Raw genomic sequence first — 20,801 nt, 5'->3', positions numbered from 1 at the left:
CCACGTGACCGTGACCTTGCGGTATGCCGCGCGCTCCGACGTCGGCCTCGTCCGCTCCAACAACCAGGACTCCGCGTACGCGGGGCCCAACCTTCTCGTCGTGGCCGACGGGATGGGCGGACACGCAGGCGGCGACGTCGCGTCCGCGCTGACCATCGCGGCCCTGGTGGGCCTCGACCGGCCCGACCACAGCTCCGACCAGTCGATGTCCGAGCTGGAACGCTCGATCGACCGCGCCCGGCAGGACCTCGTCGACGCCACCACGGCCGACCCGGACCTGGCCGGCATGGGCACCACCGTCACCGCGCTGCTGAAGTCCGGCAACACGCTTGCCATGGCCCACCTGGGCGACTCGCGCGCGTACCTGCTGCGGGACGGCACGCTCGCGCAGGTCACGGTGGACCACACCTTCGTGCAGCACCTCGTCGACACCGGCCGCATCACGCCGGACGAGGCCGAGAGCCACCCGCAGCGCAACGTCGTCATGCGGGTCCTCGGCGACTTCGACCTGGACCTCACCCCCGACCTGTCGATCCGCGAGGCGGTGCCCGGCGACCGCTGGATGCTCTGCTCCGACGGCCTGTCCGGATTCGTGCCGGACGGCGAGATCGCCGAGGTCCTCAGCACCGTGCCCGACCCGTATGACGCCGTCGAGCGGCTCGTCTCGATGTCCATGCGCGCGGGCAGCACCGACAACATCACCGTCGTCGTGGCCGACGTCCTGGACGACGCCGCCGCGGCGGGCACCACGGCCACCGTCACCCCGGAGATCGTCGGCTCCGCCGCCCTCGCGGGCGTGACCGCGGCCGGTGGCGGCACACCCGCCGCGAGCGCCGCCCCGCACTCCGAGATCGACGGCGACACCGTGACCGGCTTCAGTCGCGGCGGCGCGACGAACGGCGGACAGCAGGCGCCGGCCCCCGTGGCGGTGGGCGTGCTGACCGACCCGGCGGCCCAGGACAACCTGGCCGACACGCTCGAGCAGGCCATGATCGCGGGCGGCACGGACGAGGAGCAGTACCGGCCGGACATCCAGCCCGACGACGACCTCACTGAGGAAGCCGGCGAAGAGGCGCCGACGCGCAAGAAGCGCGTCTGGCTGACCGTGGTCGGCGCGCTGCTGCTCGTCGTGGGTCTCGTCCTGGCGGGCTGGGGCGGCTACCGCTGGACCCAGACCCAGTACTACGTGGGTGAGTCCGACGGCCAGGTCGCGGTGTTCCGCGGCATCCCGGCAACGGCCGGACCCCTGACCTTCTCGACGGCGGTCGAGCTCACGGGCACCCGCGTCGACGACCTGCCCGCGTTCGTCGCGGACCGGGTGAACGAGACCATCCGCGCCACGTCGCTCGAGGACGCCCGCGGGCGCGCCGAGCGGCTGATCGCCGAGGCGACCGAGGAGACCGAGCCGTCGGCCTCACCGTCGCCCTCGTCCACCCCGACGCCGACCACGAGCGAGCCGGCGAGCACCTCGTCGCCGAAGTCCACGCCCACCGCCTCCAAGGAGACCACGACGGGAGGGAACGGATGAGCGTCCTCCAGCCCGAGGAGAAGGCCCCGACCCGCGTCGCGGAGGCGATCCTGCTGGTCGTCGCGCTGGCGCTCGGCATGGCCGGCATGTGGATGGTCGGTTACTCCATGGAGGACGGCCTGCCCGAGGGGTTCTGGACGTACTCGCTCGTCCTGGCCGCGCTGGCCTTCACCGCGCACATCGTGCTGCGGCTGCGGGCGCCCTACGCCGACCAGGTGATCCTGCCCGCCGTCGTGCTGCTGAACAGCGTCAGCATGGCGATGGTGCTGCGGCTCGACCTGTCGCAGCACATCGCCATGGCCGGTGCCAACGCGCCGCGGCACATCATGTGGTCCGCGATCGGCATCATCCTGGGCTGCATCGTCATCTTCGTGATCCGCGACCACCGCAGCCTGCGCCGCCTGACCTACACGGCGATGATCGTCGGCATCGTGCTGGTCGTCCTCCCCCTGGTCCCCGGCCTCGGCAAGGAGATCAACGGCGCGCAGATCTGGATCTTCATCGGCCCGTTCTCGCTGCAGCCGGCGGAGTTCGCCAAGATCGCGTTCGCCGTGTTCTTCGCGGGCTACCTCGTCGCGAACCGCGACACGCTGGCCCTGGCCGGCAAGAAGTTCCTGGGCCTGCAGCTTCCGCGCCTGCGTGATCTCGGCCCCATCCTCATCGTCTGGGCCGTCTCCCTGGCGGTCCTCGTCGGCGAGAAGGACCTCGGTACCTCGCTGCTGTTCTTCGGCCTGTTCGTCGGCATGCTCTACCTGGCCACCGACCGGGTCGGCTGGATCGTCATCGGTCTCACGATGTTCGCCGCGGGCGCCGTCGTCGCCTGGTCGATCTTCAGCCACGTGCAGGGTCGCGTGGACGTGTGGCTCGACCCCCTGAACGCCGAGCTCTACGACCGCGACTTCGGCGGGTCCTACCAGATCGTCCAGGGAATGTTCGGCATGGCATACGGCGGCATGTTCGGCGCCGGCTGGGGCGAGGGTTTCCCCGACCGCGTGCCGTTCGCGTTCTCGGACTTCGTGTACGCCGCCCTCGGCGAGGAGCTCGGCCTCACCGGCCTGCTGGCGATCCTGCTGATCTACCTGGTGATCGTGCAGCGCGGCCTGCGCCATGCGATCGGCGTGCGTGACGGTTTCGGCAAGCTGCTCGCGGGTGGCCTCGCGTTCGTCATGGCGCTGCAGCTCTTCGTCGTCGTGGGCGGTATCACCCGCATCATCCCGCTCACCGGTCTGACCCTGCCGTTCATGGCGCAGGGCGGATCGTCCCTGCTCGCGAACTGGATAGTCATCGCCCTCATGCTGCGCATCTCCGACGCCGCCCGGCGACCGTCGGCCCTGCCGACCCGCGGCACCCTTGCCGACCCCGCGCCCGCCGTGGTGGGCGGCGGCGCGATCGAGGTAGGGGGGCCGGGCGCGACCCCGGTCCAGGCGGGGACCGACGCCGGTGCGGGCCGCGGCCCGACGCCCAACGAGGCGACCCAGATCGTGCGGGGGGTGGACCTGTGAACGCGACCCTGCGCCGCCTGTCGACCGTCGTCATGGTGATGTTCCTGGCCCTGATGGTCTCGACCACCTGGATCCAGTTCGTCTCGGCAAAGAGCCTGAACGAGGACCCCCGGAACGTCCGGGGCACCTACAGCGCACTCGGCCGGGACCGTGGCCCCATCGTCGTGAGCAACGGCGACCCGATCGTCACGTCGGTCCCCGTGGACGACAACTTCAAGTACCAGCGCACCTACTCCGACGGCGACGCGGGTGCGGCCGCCGTGTTCGCGCCGATCACGGGTTACTTCAGCATCAACGGCTCCATCACCGGCATGGAGCGGTACGCGAACAGCTACCTGGCGGGCGAGGACGACTCGCTGTGGCTGGACCGCCTCCAGAACCTCATCACGGGTGAGGAGGCGCAGGGCTCCTCGGTCGAGCTCACGATCGACCCCAAGGTGCAGAAGGCCGCCTGGGACGCCCTGGGCGACAACGTCGGCGCTGCCGTGGCCATCAACCCGAAGACGGGCGCCATCCTCGCGATGGTCTCCAAGCCCTCGTTCGACCCGAACGCGCTGTCCTCGCACGACAGCAAGGCGGCCACCGCCGCCGCCGAGGAGGTCCTGAACGCCAAGCCGCAGGTCAACTCGATCGGCGGCGAGGAGCGGCTCAGCCCCTACGGCCCCACCATCAACCGCACGATCAACGCGATCTACCCGCCCGGCTCCACGTTCAAGCTGCTGACGTCGGCCGCGGCCATCGAGTACGACGGGATGAACCCCGAGACCAGGATCCCGGCGAAGGACGTCTACCAGCTCCCTGGGACGACCGGGGATGGCGGCCGGGTGCAGAACTTCGACGGCGAGACCTGTGACGCCAGCGGGTCGATGACACTCAAGGACGCCCTGCGGATCTCCTGCAACACCGCGTTCCTGGAGCTGGCCAACACGGTCGGCAAGGACGGCATGCAGCAGATGTTCCAGGACTTCGGCTTCACCGAGTCCCTCGAGATCCCGATGACCACCTCGGTCGGCGTCTACCCAGGTCTCTCCGACACCGCGACGGACGATTCCGACGCCCGCATCGCGCTGTCCGGCATGGGCCAGGGCGACCTGCGCCTGACGCCGCTCCAGGTGGCCATGATCTCCGCGGCCATCGCGAACGACGGCGACCTCATGGAGCCGTACCTCATCCAGAGCGTGCGGGACAGCGATCTCGAGCTCGTCAGCCAGACCAAGCCGAACCGCTACAAGAGCCCGTTCTCCTCGTCGACGGCCGACTCGCTGACCGAGATGATGGTCGCGGTGGTCGAGGACGGCTCCGGCACGGGCGCGCAGATCCCCGGTGTCCAGGTGGCCGGCAAGACCGGTACCGCGGAGGACGACCCCCGGTCGCCCACGCTGTGGTTCACCTCGTTCGCGCCGGCCGACGACCCGCAGGTCGCCGTGGCCGTGGTGCTGGAGAACGAGGGCCAGTCCACCAACGAGACCACGGGTGGCGCCCTCGCCAGCCCGATCGCCGCGCAGATCATGCAGGCGGCGATCTCGAAATGAGACCGGTCGAGGGTCTGTCGCTGGGCGATCGCTACAAGCTGGTGCGGCGCATCGCCATGGGCGGCATGGGCGAGGTGTGGGTCGCGCGCGACGAGAAGCTCGCGCGCGAGATCGCCGTGAAGGTGCTCCGCGAGGAGTACACGGGCAACGAGGACTTCCTCCGCCGCCTGCGCACGGAGGCACGGAACTCGTCGACCCTCGTCCACCCCAACATCGCGCAGATGTTCGACTACGGCGAGGAGAACGGCGCCGGCTACCTCGTCATGGAGCTCGTCCTGGGTGAGCCACTCGCCGACCTGCTCGAACGGGAGCCGGTGCTGCAGCCGGCCCGGCTGCTGCCGATCCTGGCGCAGACCGCACGCGGCCTGCACGCCGCGCACCTCGCCGGCGTGGTGCACCGCGACGTGAAGCCAGGCAACATCCTGCTGGAGCACTCCGGCACCGTGAAGATCACCGACTTCGGCGTCTCGGTCGCCCAGAACCAGGTGCCCATGACCGCCACGGGCATGGTCATGGGCACCGCGCAGTATCTGTCCCCCGAGCAGGCCGTCGGCCAGTCGGCCACGGGTGCCTCGGACATCTACGCGCTCGGCGTGGTCGCCTACGAGGCGACGGCGGGCCGCCGTCCCTTCACCGGCCGGACGCCGGTGGACATCGCGATCGCGCACGTCAACGCACCGATGCCACTGCTGCCGACTTCGGTGCACCCGGGGCTGGCCGAGACCATCACGCAGATGCTGGAGAAGGACCCGGCGCAGCGGATCGCCTCGGCCGACCAGCTCGCGCGGCACCTGGACATGCTCGCCGCGGAGATCGCCGAGGACCCGTTCGGCAGCTCGCGCTACGCACGCCGCTCGCGCCGCGACGGTCAGACCTCCTCCACGCAGCGCTCCGGCAACGGCCGGTCGAGCGCGCCGCAGCCCGGGCCCTCGCACGCCCGCAGGCAGTCCCCGTTCGGCCCGACCAGCGGCGGGCGGCACACGACCGTGGCCAACGCCCAGTCCGCGCCGCCCCAGCCGTCCCCCGGTCCGGGGGCGCCCGCCGGCGGTTACGGCTCGGGCTCCGCGGCGGGTGGCTTCGGTTCCGGGAACCCCGCGGGCGGTTACGGCCCCGGCACCCCGGCAGGCGGCTACGGTTCCGGGCCGTTCGGCTCCGGCTCCTACGGTTCCGACTCGGCCGGGTACGGCACGACGTCGGGCACCTACGGGACGGACGCCTACGGACGTCCCTACTCACCGGCTCCGGGCACGCCGGCCGGCAGTCCCGCCTCCGGGGGATACGGTTCGGACTCGGCCGGGTACGGCACCGACTCCGCCGGATACGGTTCGGACTCGGCGGGGTACGGCACCGACTCGGCCGGGTACGGCACGACGTCGGGCGCCTACGGCTCCGACTCCTACGGCGGGCCTGCAGCACCCGGGTACGTCCCCCCGCCCTCGGGCACGGGGAACGGGGCCGCACGGGCCTATCCGTCGCGGCGCGACCTGCACTCGACACGCCAGGACGGGCGGCGGGTCCCCCAGCAGGGGCGCTCGGGAGGGCACCCTGGGAAGGGACGGCGGAGCCTGTCGTCCGACATCCAGGGCTGGGTGAACGGGATCGAGGATCGCCTGGGGATCCGCGTGTCCTGGCCGCTCGTCGCGCTGGTCGGGCTGCTGCTCGTGGTCATCCTCATCATGCTGGTCACCGGGGGCGGCGACGACGGCGCTCTGCGGGAGCCGTGGGGTTCCTCCGAAATCTACGCCGAAACGCTGAATCCCCCGGCAGCGGCCGGACTGGCCGCTTCTGGGATGATGCTCCTCAACGAGTCGTATGCCCTGAGGCAGACGGCCACGACATCAAAGGACCTATGAGTGGTGGAGAACACGCCCCGCGTACTCGCCGGCCGTTATGAGGTCGGCGAGCTCGTCGGCCGTGGCGGCATGGCCGAGGTACACATCGGCCACGACACCCGTCTCGGTCGTACCGTCGCGATCAAGGTGCTCCGTTCCGACCTCGCCCGCGACCCGTCGTTCCTCACCCGGTTCCGGCGTGAGGCGCAGTCGGCTGCCGCGCTCAACCACCCCGCTGTCGTCGCCGTGTACGACACCGGGGAGGACATCCACCAGAACGCCGCCGGCGAGGACGTGCACGTCCCGTTCATCGTCATGGAGTACGTCGAGGGCCACACCGTCCGCGACATCCTGACCGACGGCGCGGCGGTGCCGATCGAGGAGGCCGTCGAGATCACGGTCGGCGTCCTGAGCGCGCTGGAGTACTCGCACCACGCGGGCATCGTGCACCGCGACATCAAGCCCGCGAACGTGATGATCACGCCCACGGGCGCGGTCAAGGTGATGGACTTCGGCATCGCCCGCGCCATGGCCGACTCCGCCGCGACGATGACGCAGACCCATGCCGTGATCGGCACGGCGCAGTACCTCTCCCCGGAGCAGGCCCGCGGCGAGCAGGTGGACACCCGCTCCGACCTGTACTCCACCGGCTGCATGCTGTTCGAGCTGCTCACGGGGCGGCCGCCGTTCCAGGGCGACTCCCCGGTCGCCGTGGCCTACCAGCACGTGGGCCAGGAGCCGCAGCGCCCGTCGGAGGTCGCCACCGACGTCCCCGAGGTGCTCGACCGCATCACCCTCAAGGCCCTCACCAAGGACCGCGACCATCGGTACAGCACCGCGGCCGAGTTCCGCCGCGACCTGGAGGCCGCGATGCGCGGCGGCCAGGTCACCGCACCCATGGTCGGCGCCGCGATGATGGGCGCGACCCAGGTCGCCGGCCAGCCCGCGTACGGGGCCACGCAGGTCATGACGCCGGGCCAGGGCAACTGGGGCCCGGCGACCGCACAGCAGAGCCCGATCACGCCGGGCAACGGCTACCCCGGCCCGCAGACCCGCAACGGTCAGCGCGAGCCCGAGAAGAAGAGCAAGGCCCTCATGTGGTGGCTGCTCGGCATCGCCCTCGCGGCGGTCGCGGCCATCATCATCGCCATGGTCATCAACGGCGGTGGCGAGGATGAGCCGACGACGATCGCCGTGCCCACGATCTCGGAGGGCCTCACCGCCGACGAGGCGAAGGCACAGATCGAAGCCGCCGGGCTGACGTTCCAGTCGGCCATCGACAAGGAGTCCGACCTCGACGAGGGCCAGACGACCGGCACGACCGAGCCGGGCGCGGGCGAACAGGTCGAGCCGAACTCGACGGTCACCGTCTACGTGGCGGGCGCGCCGGGACAGGTCACCCTGCCCGAGCTGAAGAACCTGTCCGAGGCGGACGCCCGGGCCAAGCTCGAGGAGCTGAACCTCTCGGTCAGCGGCACCGAGTCCGAGAACAGCCCCGACGTCAGCCAGGGCCAGGTCACCAAGACCGAGCCGGGCGCGGGCCAGACCGCGCAGGAGGGTTCGGACGTCGTCCTGTACCTCTCGACCGGCAACACCACGCTCCCGAACGTGATCGGACAGTCCAAGGAGGGCGCCGAGGCACAGCTCGCGAACCTCGGTCTCGGCACCATCCAGTGGGACACCGAGGAGAGCGACGAGGTGACCCCGGGCACGGTGTCGCGCACGGACCCCGAGGCCGGCGACGTGAAGCAGGGCACCTCGGTGACGGTCTACATCGCGGAGGCGCCGGCACCGACGGAGACGACCGTCCCCGCGGACCTCGTCGGCAAGACGCTCGACGAGGCCCAGGTCGCGTGCACCGGCGTGCAGATCACGTGCCAGCAGGCGTCCGAGGAGCCCTCGGACATCCTCGCCGCCGGCCAGGTGATCCGGTCCGACCCGGCTCCGGGCTCCACCGTCGACGTGGGCTCGTACATCAACCTCGTGATCTCCACCGGCCCGGAGGGCGGCGGGGAAGGCGACGGCGAGGACATCATCCCGTAACGCAGTCGGCCCCTGACCGGGGAACCGGTCAGGGGCCGCACCGCACGACGGCGTCGCAGGTCACGAGATGACCAGCGGCGCCATTCCCTGTGCCCGCTCCACGGCGCCGTCGAGCCCGCAGGTCTCCAGCCAGTTCGCCAGCAGCCGGTGCCCGCCCTCGGTGAGCACGGACTCGGGGTGGAACTGCACGCCGTGCAGCGGCAGCTCGCGGTGCTGCAGCCCCATCACGATGCCCGACGCCGTCGAGCACGTCACCTCGAGCTCGGCCGGCACGCTGTCCGGCGTCACGGCCAGCGAGTGGTAGCGCGTCGCGGTGAACGGCGCGGGCAGGCCGGCGAGGACACCCTGGCCCGAGTGCTCCACGAGGCTCGTCTTGCCGTGCATGAGCTCCGGCGCGTGCGTCACCTTGCCGCCGAACACCTCGGCCAGCGCCTGGTGCCCGAGGCAGACGCCGAGCATCGGGGTGCGCGACCGGGCGCAGGCCCGGATCACGTCCTCGGAGGCGCCGGCCTCCGCGGGAGTACCGGGGCCGGGGGAGACGAGCACGCCGTCGTAGGGCACGGGCGTGCCGTCGTCGCCGTCGTACCAGAAGCGGCCGTCGGCGTCGGGGGTGGGCACGGCGTCGTTCCGGACCACCACGGTCCGGGCGCCGATCTGGTCGAGATAACCGACGATCGTGTAGACGAACGAGTCGTAGTTGTCGACGACGAGGATGCGCGTCATGCAGGCATGCTACGCGCCGACGGTGGTGTCGTTGAACGGCATGTAGTCGCTGAGCCACGGGAAGAACTGGGTGAAGCACACCGCGATCACGCCGAACGCCAGCACGAGGCACACCAGGAACTTGAACCAGCCAGGGCCGGGGATGGCCCGCCACAACAGCGCGTACATCAGCTCACCAGCTCCTTCGGCTTGCCCTCGCCCACGGGCGACCAGTACTCGAGCTCACCGTGCACGATGTACCGCTCGGTGGCGGAGAACATCGGGTGGCAGGAGGTCAGCGTGATGAACCGCTGGGTCAGCTCGGGCATCTGCTCGTCGGCGGTCACGCCCGGGACCGGCGCGATGACCTCGACGTTCTGCGGGTAGACGATCTGCGACTCGGTCACCTTGTACACGTACCAGGTGTCCTCGGTGCGGACGACCAGGGGATCGCCGGGCTTGAGCTCCGCGATCTGGTTGAACGGCTTGCCGTAGGTCGTGCGGTGCGCGGCGACCGCGAAGTTGCCCAGGTCGCCCGGCATCGCGGTACCCACGTAGTGCCCGATGCCGATGGTGTCGAGCACCGTCGCCTTGTCCGTACCCTCGGCGATCGGCTTGACGTAGTCGTCGCCGAACCGCGGGATGTACATCTGCGCGAAGAGCGTGCCGGCGTCCGGCGGCTCCGCCATGACCGGTGGCGGCCCGTGGTTCTCCTCGGCGGTCTGCGGGCCGGTCGGAGGGGCCTCCCAGTCCATCTCGGCGATGATCTCGTTCTGGGCGCGCGCGCCCTCGACGTCCGTCCACCAGAGCTGCCACACGACGAACAGCCCGAGCACCAGGCCTGCCGTCACGAGGAGCTCACCCATCACGCCGATCAGCCACGCGACGGGTCGCATGGGGGATCCCGACGACTGGGGGCGCCGCGCGTTGCGCGGCCCCATCCCGGACGGACCGCGCTGATAGGCGATGGGGAACACCTCCTGGGGCAGCGGCACGTTGTGGCCGGCCTGCGCGTGGGTCATCCAAAGACCTCCGTACCATCGGGAACCGTCGCGTACTGCAGACCGCCGCCGTCGTACGCGGGGAGGTCCAGGTGGTCGCTACGCCGCACGTCCCAGCCCAGGTGTACCCAGTCCACGTACTCGAGGTACGTCTGCACACCCTCGGACTCGTCGAGCGACGCCTCCATCTTCGCCGGGTCTCCCACTGCCGTCACCTTGTACGGTGGTGAGAAGACCTTGCCGTGCAGCAGCAGGATGTTTCCCGAGCACCGGAACGCCGACGTCGACGTCACCCGCTCGCCCTGCAGGGTCATCGCCTCGGCCCCGCCGGCCCAGAGCGCGTTGATCACGTGCTGCAGGTCCTGCTGGTGCACCACGAGGTCGTCCGGCTGCGGCTCGACGCCGCCGGGCCCCGCGCCGACCGACGTCGACGGCGCGTCGTCGAGCGTCACGGTCAGCCCGGCACCCCGTACCGGTTCGGATCCCGACACCACGCCCTCGCGCCGCACCAGGTCGTCGTCCAGCGTCGGCACGGTCGTGCCGGCACGTGCGCTCAGCCCCTCGATCTCGCGGTCCAGCTCGGTGCTGCGCTCGGTGAGGTCGGTGACGCGGTTCGTCTCGGTGTCCACGAGCTGCGCGAGATCCTGCGGGTCGCGGTTGCCGGCACCGCCGCCGTCGGCCAGCCGGGCGCTGGCACTGAACATGAGGCCGGCCAGCACGGCGACCGCCCCCACGCTGAGCCACGAACGCCATCGCGCGTGGGTCAGGGCACCAAGAAAGCCTCCGGCACCGCCCTTGGACGACGGCGCGGGCGTCGGCTCCGGTCCGATCACACGCGTCCCTCCTGCAACATTCGACAAACCCGCGGACGCGTCTGGTCACGACTCGGGCTGTCGACCACTACGCTAGTCCACGAGCAAGCAGACGTCGGCTCGGCACACCCGTCGGGCAGACCCCCCAGGACAGGAGCCCGCCTCGTGCCCGAGTCGAAGTCCCGCAACAAGAAGAAGGCCACGCCCAAGGCTGACAAGGCCGAGGCCAAGGTCGCGCTGCCCGGCGAGGCGGTCAACCCCCGTTGGCTCGCCCCCGTCATGGTCGGCCTCATGGTCCTCGGCCTCGCCTGGATCGTGACGTACTACCTGACCAGCGCAGACCTCGCGCTGCCGATCCCGCAGATCGGCCAGTGGAACCTCGCGGTCGGCTTCGGCCTGATCATCGTGGGCTTCGGGCTCACCACCCGCTGGCGCTGAGAACGGCGGCTCCGCGGCCGCGCAGACGCGACCGCGGAGCTGTGTACCCATTTATCCACAGCTGTGGGTAAAGCTGGGGAAAAGAGAGCGGTGATACACCGCCAGCTGCTCCGCCCGCCTGTTCACAGGACGCCGGCGGAGCTGTAGCGCCACACCGCCAGCGCGATCAGGACGGCGATACCGGCCACCGGGACCAGCCATGCGACGAGCGCGCGCCGCTCCTTGGGTGCGTACGCGTACGCCGTCGCCACCAGCGCACCGGTGACGAGACCGCCGAGGTGCGCCTGCCACGAGATGTTCGGCACGAAGAACCCGATGGCGCCGTTGATCGCGAGCAGGACGAGCACCTGACCCATGCTGCGGCCCAGGCGACGCATCACGGGGAGCATCGCCCCGAACAGCCCGAACACCATGCCGGACGCGCCGACGACCGGCGTCACCCAGGCGGCCGACGTGAACGGGTCGCCGGCCAGGAGCAGCACGCCGACCGACCCGCCCACGGCGGACAGCAGGCACAGGACCGCGAACCGGGACCGGCCGAGCAGCGGCTCGAGGAACTGGCCCGTGATCCACAGCGCGTACATGTTGAACAGGATGTGCAGCGGTGACGTGGAGTGCAGGAACGACGCCGTGAGGAACCGCCAGGGCTCCATCGCGCCGCCCCAGGGCCAGAACCACAGCGCCTGCGTCCACTCACCCCTCGTCACCAGCTGCAGCAGCCAGCTCACCACGCAGATGCCGATGATCGTCAGCGTGACGACCGGCCGGCCCTGGGTGGCGGTGCTGGTGGCCGCGCCGCCGAAGACCGTCCGGACGCGCGGGGCCGCACGCTTCGAGTCCCGGACGCAGTCGACGCACTGGACGCCGACCGCGGCCGGTCGCTGGCACTCCGGGCACGTCGGCCGACCGCAGCGCTGGCAGCGCACATAGCTCACCCGGTCCGGGTGTCGCGGGCAGACGGGAGCCGCGGCCTCGGTCGGCTCCTCGGCGGCCGGGTCGTTCATCGTGATACGTCCTCAGTCCCCTCGGTCCTCAGTGCTCAGGTCGTACGTGTCCGGTCCAGGACGGCGTGGGCGCCGCGGCGGATCAGGGCTCGATGGTGACCGACTCGATGACGATGTCCTCGACGGGACGGTCGCCAGGACGCGTGCGCGTCTTGCCGACCTTGTCGACGACCTCGCGCGACGCGTCGTCCGCGACCTTGCCGAAGATCGTGTGCTTGCCGTTCAGCCACGGGGTCTCCGCGGTGGTGAGGAAGAACTGGGAGCCGTTGGTGCCCTCGATCTCGCCGGTGACCGGGTTCCGGCGCTTGCCGGCGTTGGCCATCGCGAGGATGTACTTCTCGTTGAACTGGAGCTCGGGATGGATCTCGTCGTTGAACGTGTACCCCGGGCCGCCGGTTCCCGTCCCGAGCGGGCAGCCGCCCTGGATCATGAAGTCGTCGATGACGCGGTGGAAGATCAGGCCGTCGTAGAACGGGTCCTTGCGCTCCTCGCCCGTGCGCGGGTCCGTCCAGGCCTTCTCACCCGTCGCGAGGCCGACGAAGTTCTCGACAGTCTTGGGCGCGTGGTTCGGGAAGAGCTCGATGCGGATGTCACCGGAGGTGGTGTGCAGGATTGCGAACATGTATCAATCCTCCCACGGAGCGGCCCGCGGATGCTGCAGCGTCGCCGCCTTACCTCGCTAGTAAGGGCAGGCGATGGCAGAGTGGCACCTTGAGGAGTATTGAACAGTTCGGGGGGAGTTACATGACCCGCAAGAAGGTGACCGACTACGTGGACACGAGCAAGATCGACACCGAGAAGGTCAAGGAGAGGGCCGCGGAGGCCACAGCTCTGCTTTCCGACGTCAGCTCCAAGGCCGCGACACAGGCCGGGTCCTTCGCGGCCCAGGCCAAGGACCGGGCCTCGAACGCGAAGGACTGGGCCCAGCCTCGCGTGAACGACTTCATCGCATGGCTCACACCGCGCGCCGAGAAGGCCTGGCAGGACAGCCTGCAGGCGGCCGCGCCCCAGGTCGAGAAGGTGGCGGGCAAGGCTGCGCCCCTGATCGACTCCGCACACGACAAGCTCGTGGACGACCTGCTCCCGAAGATGGTCTCCGCGTTCAACGCCGCCGCGGCCAACGCCGCGGCAGCACAGGGCAAGACCTCGCTCGCCGAGACCGTCACGGACGCGGCGGACAAGGCCAGCAGGAAGAGCTCCAAGAAGGGCTGGCTCATCGCGCTGGCCGCAGGCGGCGCAGCCGTCGCGGGCTACGTGTTCTGGAAGCGCGCGCAGCCGCAGACCGACCCGTGGGCCGAGCCCTGGGAACAGAGCTCGGGAGCCGACTACTCCGACGGCGCCGCCAAGCACTCCTCCGGCGTCGGCTCGGCGGCAGGTTCCGCGATCGCCAAGGGCAAGGAGGCCGGGGCCAAGGCCGCGCAGACGGCCAAGGACCTCGGTGCCCGCGCCTACTCGGCCGCGAGCCCCGCGTTCGAGGCGGCAAAGGAGAAGGCCGGTCCGGTGCTCGAGAAGGCCGCCCCGGTGATCGACGCCGCCAAGGAGAAGGCCGGTCCCGTCATCGACGCCGCGAAGTCCACGGCGCAGAAGGCGAGCAGCGCGGTGTCCGACGCCGCGCAGAAGGCTGGCTCCGACAGCCCCCAGACTCCGGTCAAGGCGACGGAGCCGAAGGACGCCAAGCCGGCTCCGCCGGCCAAGGACGAGCCGGTCGTGGACCAGGTCCCGCCGGGGGAGAGCAAGCAGGGCGGCTGACCGCCAGCCTGCCTCGTGCACGCCAGGAGGGCCCGGCCGACACGACCGGGCCCTCCTGTCCTGTGCGGGTCGCGATCACCCGCCGATCGGCGTGGCCGCCCCCGCGAACGGGTCGAGCTGGATGAAAGCCTCGGTCGGGTCACCGTCGTGCACCAGCGACTCCTGCGCCACGACGTCGTCGAACGCGAACGCGTAGGCCTTGCCGTCCGCCATCTGCTCGTGGATGTACTTGGCGTAGTAGTTCGTCACCGAGTCCTGGTAGAAGCCGGCCGGATCCTGGGTCGGCTGGGTGCTGCTGTCGAGCAGCGAGGACCGGTTGAATCCGGCGCACAGCGTGCGCGCGATGGCACCGATGTCGTTGTTCGGCGCGGCGAGGTCGCCCGCGCAGCCGAAGATCGACTCGCCCGAGGGCTTCGGGAACGTGGTGACGACGGCGCCCGACGTGTCGGTGAACGTCATCGTGTCGCCGGAGACCGTCCCGAGGAACTTCTTGTCCGGCTGGTCGCCGTACGGCACGACGGTGAGGGTCTCGCTCGCGTACTTGCTCCAGACGCGGTCGACGTAGTCGGACAGGACGTTCGCGTCGACCTGGCCCGTGCCGACGCCGTGGCCGGGGGACAGGACCCGCAGCACGGATCCGTCGGGTCCGGTCTGCGCGAGGCCGTCCCAGCCGTCCTGCTGGGAGAGCGACGAGACGACGTTGTCCCAGCCGTCGGGCTTGAGCATCCCCGTGTGCAGCAGCTCGCCGCTCGAGGAGCGCAGGCCCGTCTGGTAGGGCGCGGAGAAGAAGTCGACCTGGGTGCTGTTGATCCACAGGCCGGAGTCGTTGAGCGTGTACTCCGTCCAGTTGAACAGGATGTCGCGGTTCGGGTCGCTCGGGTTCTGCACGGCCGGCTGCACGAGCCGCCCGTCGTTGACGATCTTGAGGTCGAGCTTGCTGCCGTAGGAGAAGTACACGCGGCCGGACAGCTTGGGCATCTGGATGGTGACGTCCTGCCCGTCCGCCGGGCCGGCGATCGATGCGTCCGGCGCCGGCTCGGGGACGCTCCCGGCGTCCGGCCAGGGGTGGAACGTCCCTTGGGCGTCGGCGTAGCCGAGCTGGCCGCCCGTCTCGCCCAGGACATAGATGAACACCTGGTCGCCACGACCTGAGTCGTTGGTGATGGTGAGCGGGATGGTGTCGGGCACTGCGGTGGCTGTCGGCGTGGCGACCACGGCAGCCGACAGGGCTGCTGTCACTGCGGCGGCGGTGCCGATGAGCTTCCTGGTCAGGGACACGCTGTCCTCCTCGGATCACGAGGGGCCGAACAGTTGGGTGGTGCTGCCCCTCGCGCTCGACGATATGGAAGGGGTCCTGCCTTGTCAGTAGCCCGAGACGGATCGGGGGTGAAAAATTCGCCGGACCGGCCGAACGTACGGGTATCCCACAACGGGCGCCTACGTGATCCCTCGGACACGGTGGCGTCCGACCACGGCAGAGCGGGCCGACCGACCCCGGGAACGACAAGAGCCCGGAGGAACAGTGGCACCACGGTGCCTCGGTCCTGTTGATTCCGGCAGGTGTCCACCGGAGGGCACGACCTGCACATGAAGAGAGGGCTCGACTGTTGACCAGGTAGGTTGCGGCCATGGTGAGCGGAGAACTGCGACGAGTCGGTGTCACCATCGTTGAGGTAGTCGCATATGTCCTGCTGTCGGTCGGAGCCGTGATCACCGTCGTGTCTGGAGTCTCGGGCACGGTGAACAGCTGGGATGCGGAGCATGGCGGTGAAGCCGGCACATTCACGCCCGTCGAACAGGTCTGCTCCCGGCACAGGGCCACGGTGCGCTGCTCATGGAATGGCACGTGGGTTTCCGACGTCGACGGACGCACTATCCAAGACGTCCTCCTTGAGGACAGCCTCGGCTCCCAGGAAGGGGACCCCCCGCCGGAGCCTGTTCACCCAACACTGCACAGCGACAAGCTCGCCGACCCCCAGGTGGCCTACCTCCCTGGTGAGCGGACGTGGCTCCTGGCGCCGGCCGTGTCGATCCTGCTCATCGGGATCCAGTGCGCCTTCGCTTGGCGGGTGCATCGGTGGGCAGGCGCGAGGCGTGCGCCACGGCTGGCCGAGAAGCGCGATACGGGGATCTAGTACCCGATGTCGGCCAGGAGCGTAGATGCTGCCAGGGCCGTGCTCAGCGAGCCGAAGGAAGGCGACGATGACGCTGCACAGGCTCCCGGACAGGCACCTTCCCAGCCCGGAAACTGAAAAACCCACCTGCACCGATGAGTATCGGTGCAGGTGGGACAGGGTGGAGCCAGGGGGACTCGAACCCCCAACCCCCTGCTTGCAAAGCAGGTGCGCTACCAATTGCGCCATGGCCCCGACGAGGGCCGCTCAGTCGATCGAGTCGGTGACCTCGGACCAGAGATCGCGGCCAGCCGCGTCCTCACTCAGCTTGCGCCAGAGGACGTAGCCGGCGCCGGCCGCCAGCAGCACTATCAGCAGCTTCTTCACGAGTTCCTCCTGGGGAGCCTCTGCAGGTCCGGGAGTGGGGCTAGGAGGACTTGAACCTCCGACCTCTTCCTTATCAGGGAAGCGCTCTAACCGTCTGAGCTATAGCCCCGGACGAGCGTTACGCACGCTCTTGCGACACTGGAGATTACCCCAGGTCGGGACGATGTCCCAAACCGAAATGATGGTCCGCGGTGTGACGTGCGCCGAGCCGTGCGTGAGAGCGCACGAGAACGCTCTGGCAGTGCTGGTCAGTCGTCGGTCAGCGTCATGTGCACGCCGCCGACGAGTGCTGCCGTGATGTTGTACAGGAACGCCATGATCGTCGCGATCGCCGTCAGCAGCACGATGTTGCAGATGCTGATCAGGGTCGCGAGGGAGATGACGCGCGGGAACTCCACGAACTGCGTGAGGTTCACGTTGCTCTGTGGGCCTACGGCGTCCTCCACGAAGCTCTGCACCGTGGTGAAGACACCGAGGCTGTTGAGCACCGACCAGAACACCGCCGTGGCCACGACGGTCATGATCGCGACCGCGACCGCCAGCAGGAACGCCAGCTTCATGACGGACCACGGGTCGACCCGGGAGATCGCGAGCCGTACGCGGCGCGGGCCGGCCGGAGCTGGGCGTGGCACCTCGGGCGTGGGAGCCGACGCCGGGTGCGCGGGCTGGCCCTGCGCGCCGTCGGCGGGCGTACCGACCGGAGCGGCGGTGCCGCGCACGCCACCCGCGGTGTAGTGCATCTCGGGCCGCGGCTTGGGCTCGTTCTGAGCCGCCGTCTGCCCATCGTCGTCAGGCATGATCGAGGACACCTTCTTCGCCGCGCTGCGAGCCGCGTCGAGGGCGGCCTGAGCGGCCTTCATCGCGCCGGCCTTCACGCCGTCCGCGGCCCCCGTCGGAGCGGCCGCCGGGGTGGTGCCGCCCGGCGTGCCGGGCGCCGGGACCCGGTTCCACGACTTCGCGTCCGGCTCTGCCGCGGGCGCGCTCTGCGACGCCGCGGTGTCGGTCTTGGTCGAGGCCCGCCCGATCGCCGAGACGAGGCCCGCGGAGTCCTTGGACCCGCCGTTCGACTCCGCGGCGGTCTTCTGCTCCTTGCCCTGCTTGCCCGCCTCGTAGGCGGACCGCCAGACCCCACCGGTGGTGGGGACGGCCGTGTCGGCCGCGGCGGCGGGTTTCGGGGCCTTACTCTCCGTGGGCTGGTCCGCCTTCGCGGCGGGGGAGGCGACCACGACGGGCTCGGACAGCTTCTCGCCGCCCGTGGCCTGGCCGGCAGCGGCGCCGTTCGACGCGCTGCCGCCGTCGGCGGGCTTGTCCGTGGCCGAACCGTTCGACGCGGAGGTCTTCTCCGAGCCGGCCCCTGCCGACTCCGCGCCCGTGGTCTCGTCCGTGTCCTTCTCCTGCGTCACGGCCTTGCGATCCCGGGTGATCTCCAGGTCTTCTTCGAGCGAAGGCGTCGCGATGCGCACGTGCCCGTTCTTGTCACTCGTCATCAGCTGTCCTCGCGTCCGGTGCTGTCCTGCTCAGGGGTGCTCGGAACTTCGTCGGGGGTCGGATTCTCTTCCACGGTAACCCGCTCGGCGGGTTCACCGTCGGAGTTCTCGTCGGTGGCAGCCACCGCATCGCCCGCGTCCTCACGCTCCGCGTTGCGCGCGACGGCGATGATCCTGTCCCCCTTGTCCGGCTTTGCGAAGGTTACCCCCTGGGTGTTCCGGCCGGTGAGGTTAACTTCCGCGACGGCCGAACGCACGATCTTGCCGCGCTCCATGATCACCAGCACCTCGTCGTCCGCGTGGGTCACGAGCGCGCCCACGAGGTCGCCGCGCGCCTCCACCAGGTTGGCGACCTTGATGCCGAGCCCGCCACGGCCCTGGATCCGGTACTCCGAGATCCGGGTGCGCTTGGCGAACCCGCCCTCGGTGACGACGAACAGGTCGGCGCCGTCGATGACCACGTCGGCGGACAGCAGCTCGTCCTCCTCGCGGAACTTCATGCCGGTGACGCCGGACGTCGCGCGGCCCAGCGGGCGGATCGACTCGTCGTCCGCGTGGAAGCGGATCGACTGGCCCTTGCGCGACACGAGGATGAGGTCGTCGTCCGCGTTCACGAGCCGGGCCGAGACCAGCTCGTCCGCGTCGCCGTCGGCGTCCTCCCGGAGGTTGATCGCGATGAGGCCGCCCGACCTCGGCGAGTTGTACTCGCTCAGGCGCGTCTTCTTCACCAGCCCGCGCCGCGTGGCCAGCACCAGGTACTCGGCGGCCTCGTAGTCGGGGATGTCGAGCACCTGGGCGATCTTCTCGCCCGGCTGGAAGGCCAGCAGGTTCGCGACGTGCTGGCCCTTCGCGTCCCGGCCACCCTCGGGCAGCTCGTAGCCCTTGGCCCGGTAGACCCGGCCGAGGTTGGTGAAGAACAGCATCCAGTGGTGGGTCGTCGTCGTGAAGAAGTGGTCCACGATGTCGTCCTCGCGCAGCTGTGCGCCGCGCACCCCCTTGCCGCCGCGCTTCTGCGAGCGGTAGTTGTCCGTCCGCGTCCGCTTGGCGTAGCCGCCGCGCGTGATCGTGACGACCACGTCCTCCTCGGGGATCAGGTCCTCCATGGACATGTCGCCGTCGTACGGGAGGATCGTGGTGCGGCGCTCGTCGCCCCAGCGCTCGGTGACCTCGTCGAGCTCCTCGCCCACGATGGTCCGCTGACGCTCCGGCTTGGCGAGGATGTCCAGGTAGTCATCGATCTCGGCCCGCAGCTTGGCGTGCTCGTCGAGGATCTTCTGCCGTTCGAGGGCCGCCAGCCGGCGCAGCTGCATCGAGAGGATCGCGTTGGCCTGCTGCTCGTCGATGGTGAGCAGGTCCATCAGGCCCGTGCGCGCCTCGTCGACGTCGGGGGAGCGCCGGATCAGGGCGATGACCTCGTCGAGCGCGTCGAGGGCCTTGAGGTAGCCCTCGTAGATGTGGATCTGGTCCTGGGCCTCCTTGAGGAGGTACTCCGTGCGCCGGCGGACGACCTCGATCTGGTGCGTCGTCCAGTGCCGCACGAACGCGTCGACGCTGAGCGTGCGGGGCACCTCGTCGACCAGCGCGAGCATGTTGGCGCTGAAGTTCTCCTGCAGCGGCGTGTGCTTGTAGAGGTTGTTCAGCACCACCTTGGCCACGGCGTCGCGCTTGAGCACGATCACCAGCCGCTGGCCGGTACGGCCCGACGTCTCGTCGCGGATGTCCGCGATGCCCTGGATGCGGCCGTCGTTGACGAGGTCCGCGATCTTCGAGGCGAGGTTGTCCGGGTTGACCATGTACGGCAGCTCGGTGACGACCAGGCAGATCCGGTTCTGGATCTCCTCGACGTTCACGACCGCGCGCATCGTGATCGAGCCGCGGCCCGTGCGGTACGCGTCCTCGATGCCCTTGTGGCCCAGGATCTGCGCACCGGAGGGGAAGTCCGGGCCCTTGATGCGCTGCAGGAGCGCCTCGAGCAGCTCCTCGCGCGAGGCGTCGGGGTGGGCGAGGTGCCACCGGACACCCTCGGCCACCTCGCGCAGGTTGTGCGGCGGGATGTTGGTGGCCATGCCGACGGCGATGCCTGCCGAGCCGTTGACGAGAAGGTTCGGGATGCGCGCCGGAAGGACGACGGGCTCCTGCGTACGGCCGTCGTAGTTCGGCCGGAAGTCGACGGTGCCCTTCTCGATGTCGCGCACCATCTCGAGCGCGAGCGGCGCCATCTTGCACTCGGTGTACCGCGGGGCGGCGGCCGGGTCGTTGCCCGGCGAGCCGAAGTTGCCCTGCCCGGCGACCAGCGGGTAGCGCAGCACCCAGTCCTGCACGAGGCGCACCAGGGTGTCGTAGATCGCGGTGTCGCCGTGCGGGTGGTACTTGCCCATGACGTCACCCACGACGCGCGAGCACTTGGAGAACGCGCGGTCGGGCCGGTACCCGCCGTCGTACATCGCGTAGATGACACGGCGGTGCACCGGCTTGAGGCCGTCGCGCACGTCGGGCAGCGCGCGCCCCACGATCACGCTCATCGCGTAGTCGAGGTACGACCGCTGCATCTCCAGCTGCAGGTCGACCTGCTCGACACGACCGTGGTGGACCGCTACCCGCGCGTCCTCCAGGGGAATGCCGTCGTCGGAGTTCTCCACGCCGGGGGTCTCGTCCGTCACCGTCTGTACT

Annotated in this window: 18 protein-coding genes and 2 tRNA genes; 8 read left to right on the top strand and 12 right to left on the bottom strand. The window is 70.0% G+C overall.

Annotation, left to right across the window (positions count from 1 at the left end; translation table 11 throughout):
- Nucleotides 1–4 precede the first annotated feature (4 nt).
- The 5 genes from ACZ7LE_RS00655 to pknB are packed head-to-tail and all read left to right on the top strand — an operon-like array spanning nucleotide 5 to nucleotide 8,437.
- On the top strand, nucleotides 5–1,528 hold the full coding sequence (locus ACZ7LE_RS00655; RefSeq protein ID WP_470401484.1) for a PP2C family protein-serine/threonine phosphatase: 1,524 nt from the start codon (nucleotides 5–7) through the stop codon (nucleotides 1,526–1,528).
- Complete coding sequence (locus ACZ7LE_RS00650; protein WP_470401483.1) at nucleotides 1,525–3,030, top strand: FtsW/RodA/SpoVE family cell cycle protein; 1,506 nt, start codon at nucleotides 1,525–1,527, stop codon at nucleotides 3,028–3,030. Before ACZ7LE_RS00655 ends, ACZ7LE_RS00650 begins: the two co-directional genes overlap by 4 nt.
- Nucleotides 3,027–4,562 (top strand): peptidoglycan D,D-transpeptidase FtsI family protein, encoded by a 1,536-nt coding sequence (locus ACZ7LE_RS00645; protein WP_470401482.1) that lies wholly within the window; start codon nucleotides 3,027–3,029, stop codon nucleotides 4,560–4,562. The genes ACZ7LE_RS00650 and ACZ7LE_RS00645 overlap by 4 nt, the downstream gene beginning before the upstream one ends.
- Nucleotides 4,559–6,415 carry a protein kinase domain-containing protein gene (locus tag ACZ7LE_RS00640; protein ID WP_470401481.1) on the top strand — a complete coding sequence of 619 codons (1,857 nt, stop codon included), beginning with the start codon at nucleotides 4,559–4,561 and terminating at the stop codon, nucleotides 6,413–6,415. The genes ACZ7LE_RS00645 and ACZ7LE_RS00640 overlap by 4 nt, the downstream gene beginning before the upstream one ends.
- Nucleotides 6,416–8,437 carry a Stk1 family PASTA domain-containing Ser/Thr kinase gene (gene pknB, locus ACZ7LE_RS00635; RefSeq protein ID WP_470401480.1) on the top strand — a complete coding sequence of 674 codons (2,022 nt, stop codon included), beginning with the start codon at nucleotides 6,416–6,418 and terminating at the stop codon, nucleotides 8,435–8,437.
- 60 nt (nucleotides 8,438–8,497) lie between these two features.
- Here pknB and ACZ7LE_RS00630 read toward each other — a convergent pair whose 3' ends face one another.
- Genes ACZ7LE_RS00630 through ACZ7LE_RS00615 form a run of 4 tightly spaced genes read right to left on the bottom strand, consistent with a single transcriptional unit; the run spans nucleotide 8,498 to nucleotide 10,973 of the window.
- A complete protein-coding gene (locus ACZ7LE_RS00630; protein ID WP_470401479.1) occupies nucleotides 8,498–9,160 on the bottom strand; it encodes an aminodeoxychorismate/anthranilate synthase component II in 663 nt (220 codons plus the stop codon).
- A 9-nt stretch (nucleotides 9,161–9,169) separates the two neighbouring features.
- The gene (locus ACZ7LE_RS00625) at nucleotides 9,170–9,328 is read right to left on the bottom strand and encodes a hypothetical protein (RefSeq protein ID WP_285100577.1); all 159 of its coding nucleotides are present in this window, start codon (nucleotides 9,326–9,328) and stop codon (nucleotides 9,170–9,172) included.
- Entirely contained in the window at nucleotides 9,328–10,161 is an 834-nt protein-coding gene (locus tag ACZ7LE_RS00620) for a class E sortase (RefSeq protein WP_470401478.1), read from the bottom strand. Before ACZ7LE_RS00620 ends, ACZ7LE_RS00625 begins: the two co-directional genes overlap by 1 nt.
- Complete coding sequence (locus ACZ7LE_RS00615) at nucleotides 10,158–10,973, bottom strand: DUF881 domain-containing protein (protein ID WP_470401477.1); 816 nt, start codon at nucleotides 10,971–10,973, stop codon at nucleotides 10,158–10,160. The genes ACZ7LE_RS00620 and ACZ7LE_RS00615 overlap by 4 nt, the downstream gene beginning before the upstream one ends.
- A 144-nt stretch (nucleotides 10,974–11,117) precedes the next feature.
- Here ACZ7LE_RS00615 and ACZ7LE_RS00610 point away from each other — a divergent pair, with 144 nt between their 5' ends.
- A complete protein-coding gene (locus ACZ7LE_RS00610) occupies nucleotides 11,118–11,390 on the top strand; it encodes a cell division protein CrgA (RefSeq protein ID WP_285100574.1) in 273 nt (90 codons plus the stop codon).
- Nucleotides 11,391–11,512: 122 nt separating this feature from the next.
- Here ACZ7LE_RS00610 and ACZ7LE_RS00605 read toward each other — a convergent pair whose 3' ends face one another.
- Both ACZ7LE_RS00605 and ACZ7LE_RS00600 read right to left on the bottom strand, forming a co-directional pair.
- The gene (locus tag ACZ7LE_RS00605) at nucleotides 11,513–12,394 is read right to left on the bottom strand and encodes a rhomboid family intramembrane serine protease (RefSeq protein ID WP_470401476.1); all 882 of its coding nucleotides are present in this window, start codon (nucleotides 12,392–12,394) and stop codon (nucleotides 11,513–11,515) included.
- A gap of 82 nt (nucleotides 12,395–12,476) precedes the next feature.
- Complete coding sequence (locus tag ACZ7LE_RS00600; protein WP_285100572.1) at nucleotides 12,477–13,016, bottom strand: peptidylprolyl isomerase; 540 nt, start codon at nucleotides 13,014–13,016, stop codon at nucleotides 12,477–12,479.
- A 122-nt stretch (nucleotides 13,017–13,138) separates the two neighbouring features.
- Between ACZ7LE_RS00600 and ACZ7LE_RS00595 the strand changes: the two genes are divergently transcribed.
- Nucleotides 13,139–14,143 (top strand): hypothetical protein, encoded by a 1,005-nt coding sequence (locus ACZ7LE_RS00595; protein ID WP_470401475.1) that lies wholly within the window; start codon nucleotides 13,139–13,141, stop codon nucleotides 14,141–14,143.
- Nucleotides 14,144–14,218: 75 nt separating this feature from the next.
- Here ACZ7LE_RS00595 and ACZ7LE_RS00590 read toward each other — a convergent pair whose 3' ends face one another.
- Nucleotides 14,219–15,421: a beta-1,3-glucanase family protein gene (locus ACZ7LE_RS00590; RefSeq protein WP_470401474.1), complete on the bottom strand. Its 1,203-nt coding sequence runs from the start codon at nucleotides 15,419–15,421 to the stop codon at nucleotides 14,219–14,221.
- A 350-nt stretch (nucleotides 15,422–15,771) separates the two neighbouring features.
- Here ACZ7LE_RS00590 and ACZ7LE_RS00585 point away from each other — a divergent pair, with 350 nt between their 5' ends.
- Entirely contained in the window at nucleotides 15,772–16,278 is a 507-nt protein-coding gene (locus tag ACZ7LE_RS00585) for a hypothetical protein (protein ID WP_470401473.1), read from the top strand.
- A gap of 161 nt (nucleotides 16,279–16,439) precedes the next feature.
- Here ACZ7LE_RS00585 and ACZ7LE_RS00580 read toward each other — a convergent pair.
- The 5 genes from ACZ7LE_RS00580 to gyrA all read right to left on the bottom strand — a co-directional run bounded on the left by ACZ7LE_RS00580 (nucleotide 16,440) and on the right by gyrA (nucleotide 20,791).
- Nucleotides 16,440–16,512 (bottom strand) — tRNA-Ala (locus ACZ7LE_RS00580).
- Between the two features lie 12 nt (nucleotides 16,513–16,524).
- Complete coding sequence (locus tag ACZ7LE_RS00575) at nucleotides 16,525–16,644, bottom strand: DLW-39 family protein (RefSeq protein ID WP_253874143.1); 120 nt, start codon at nucleotides 16,642–16,644, stop codon at nucleotides 16,525–16,527.
- A gap of 35 nt (nucleotides 16,645–16,679) precedes the next feature.
- Nucleotides 16,680–16,753 (bottom strand) — tRNA-Ile (locus tag ACZ7LE_RS00570).
- Between the two features lie 139 nt (nucleotides 16,754–16,892).
- Nucleotides 16,893–18,131 carry a DUF3566 domain-containing protein gene (locus ACZ7LE_RS00565; RefSeq protein WP_470401472.1) on the bottom strand — a complete coding sequence of 413 codons (1,239 nt, stop codon included), beginning with the start codon at nucleotides 18,129–18,131 and terminating at the stop codon, nucleotides 16,893–16,895.
- Nucleotides 18,131–20,791, bottom strand: coding sequence for a DNA gyrase subunit A (gene gyrA, locus ACZ7LE_RS00560; protein ID WP_470401471.1), 2,661 nt, complete (start codon nucleotides 20,789–20,791; stop codon nucleotides 18,131–18,133). The genes ACZ7LE_RS00565 and gyrA overlap by 1 nt, the downstream gene beginning before the upstream one ends.
- Nucleotides 20,792–20,801: the final 10 nt, after the last annotated feature.

This window comes from Promicromonospora sp. NPDC110617 (assembly GCF_055598465.1).
The sequence above is the reverse complement of the archived record's forward strand: the minus strand, read 5'-3'. Positions and strand labels throughout refer to the sequence as shown.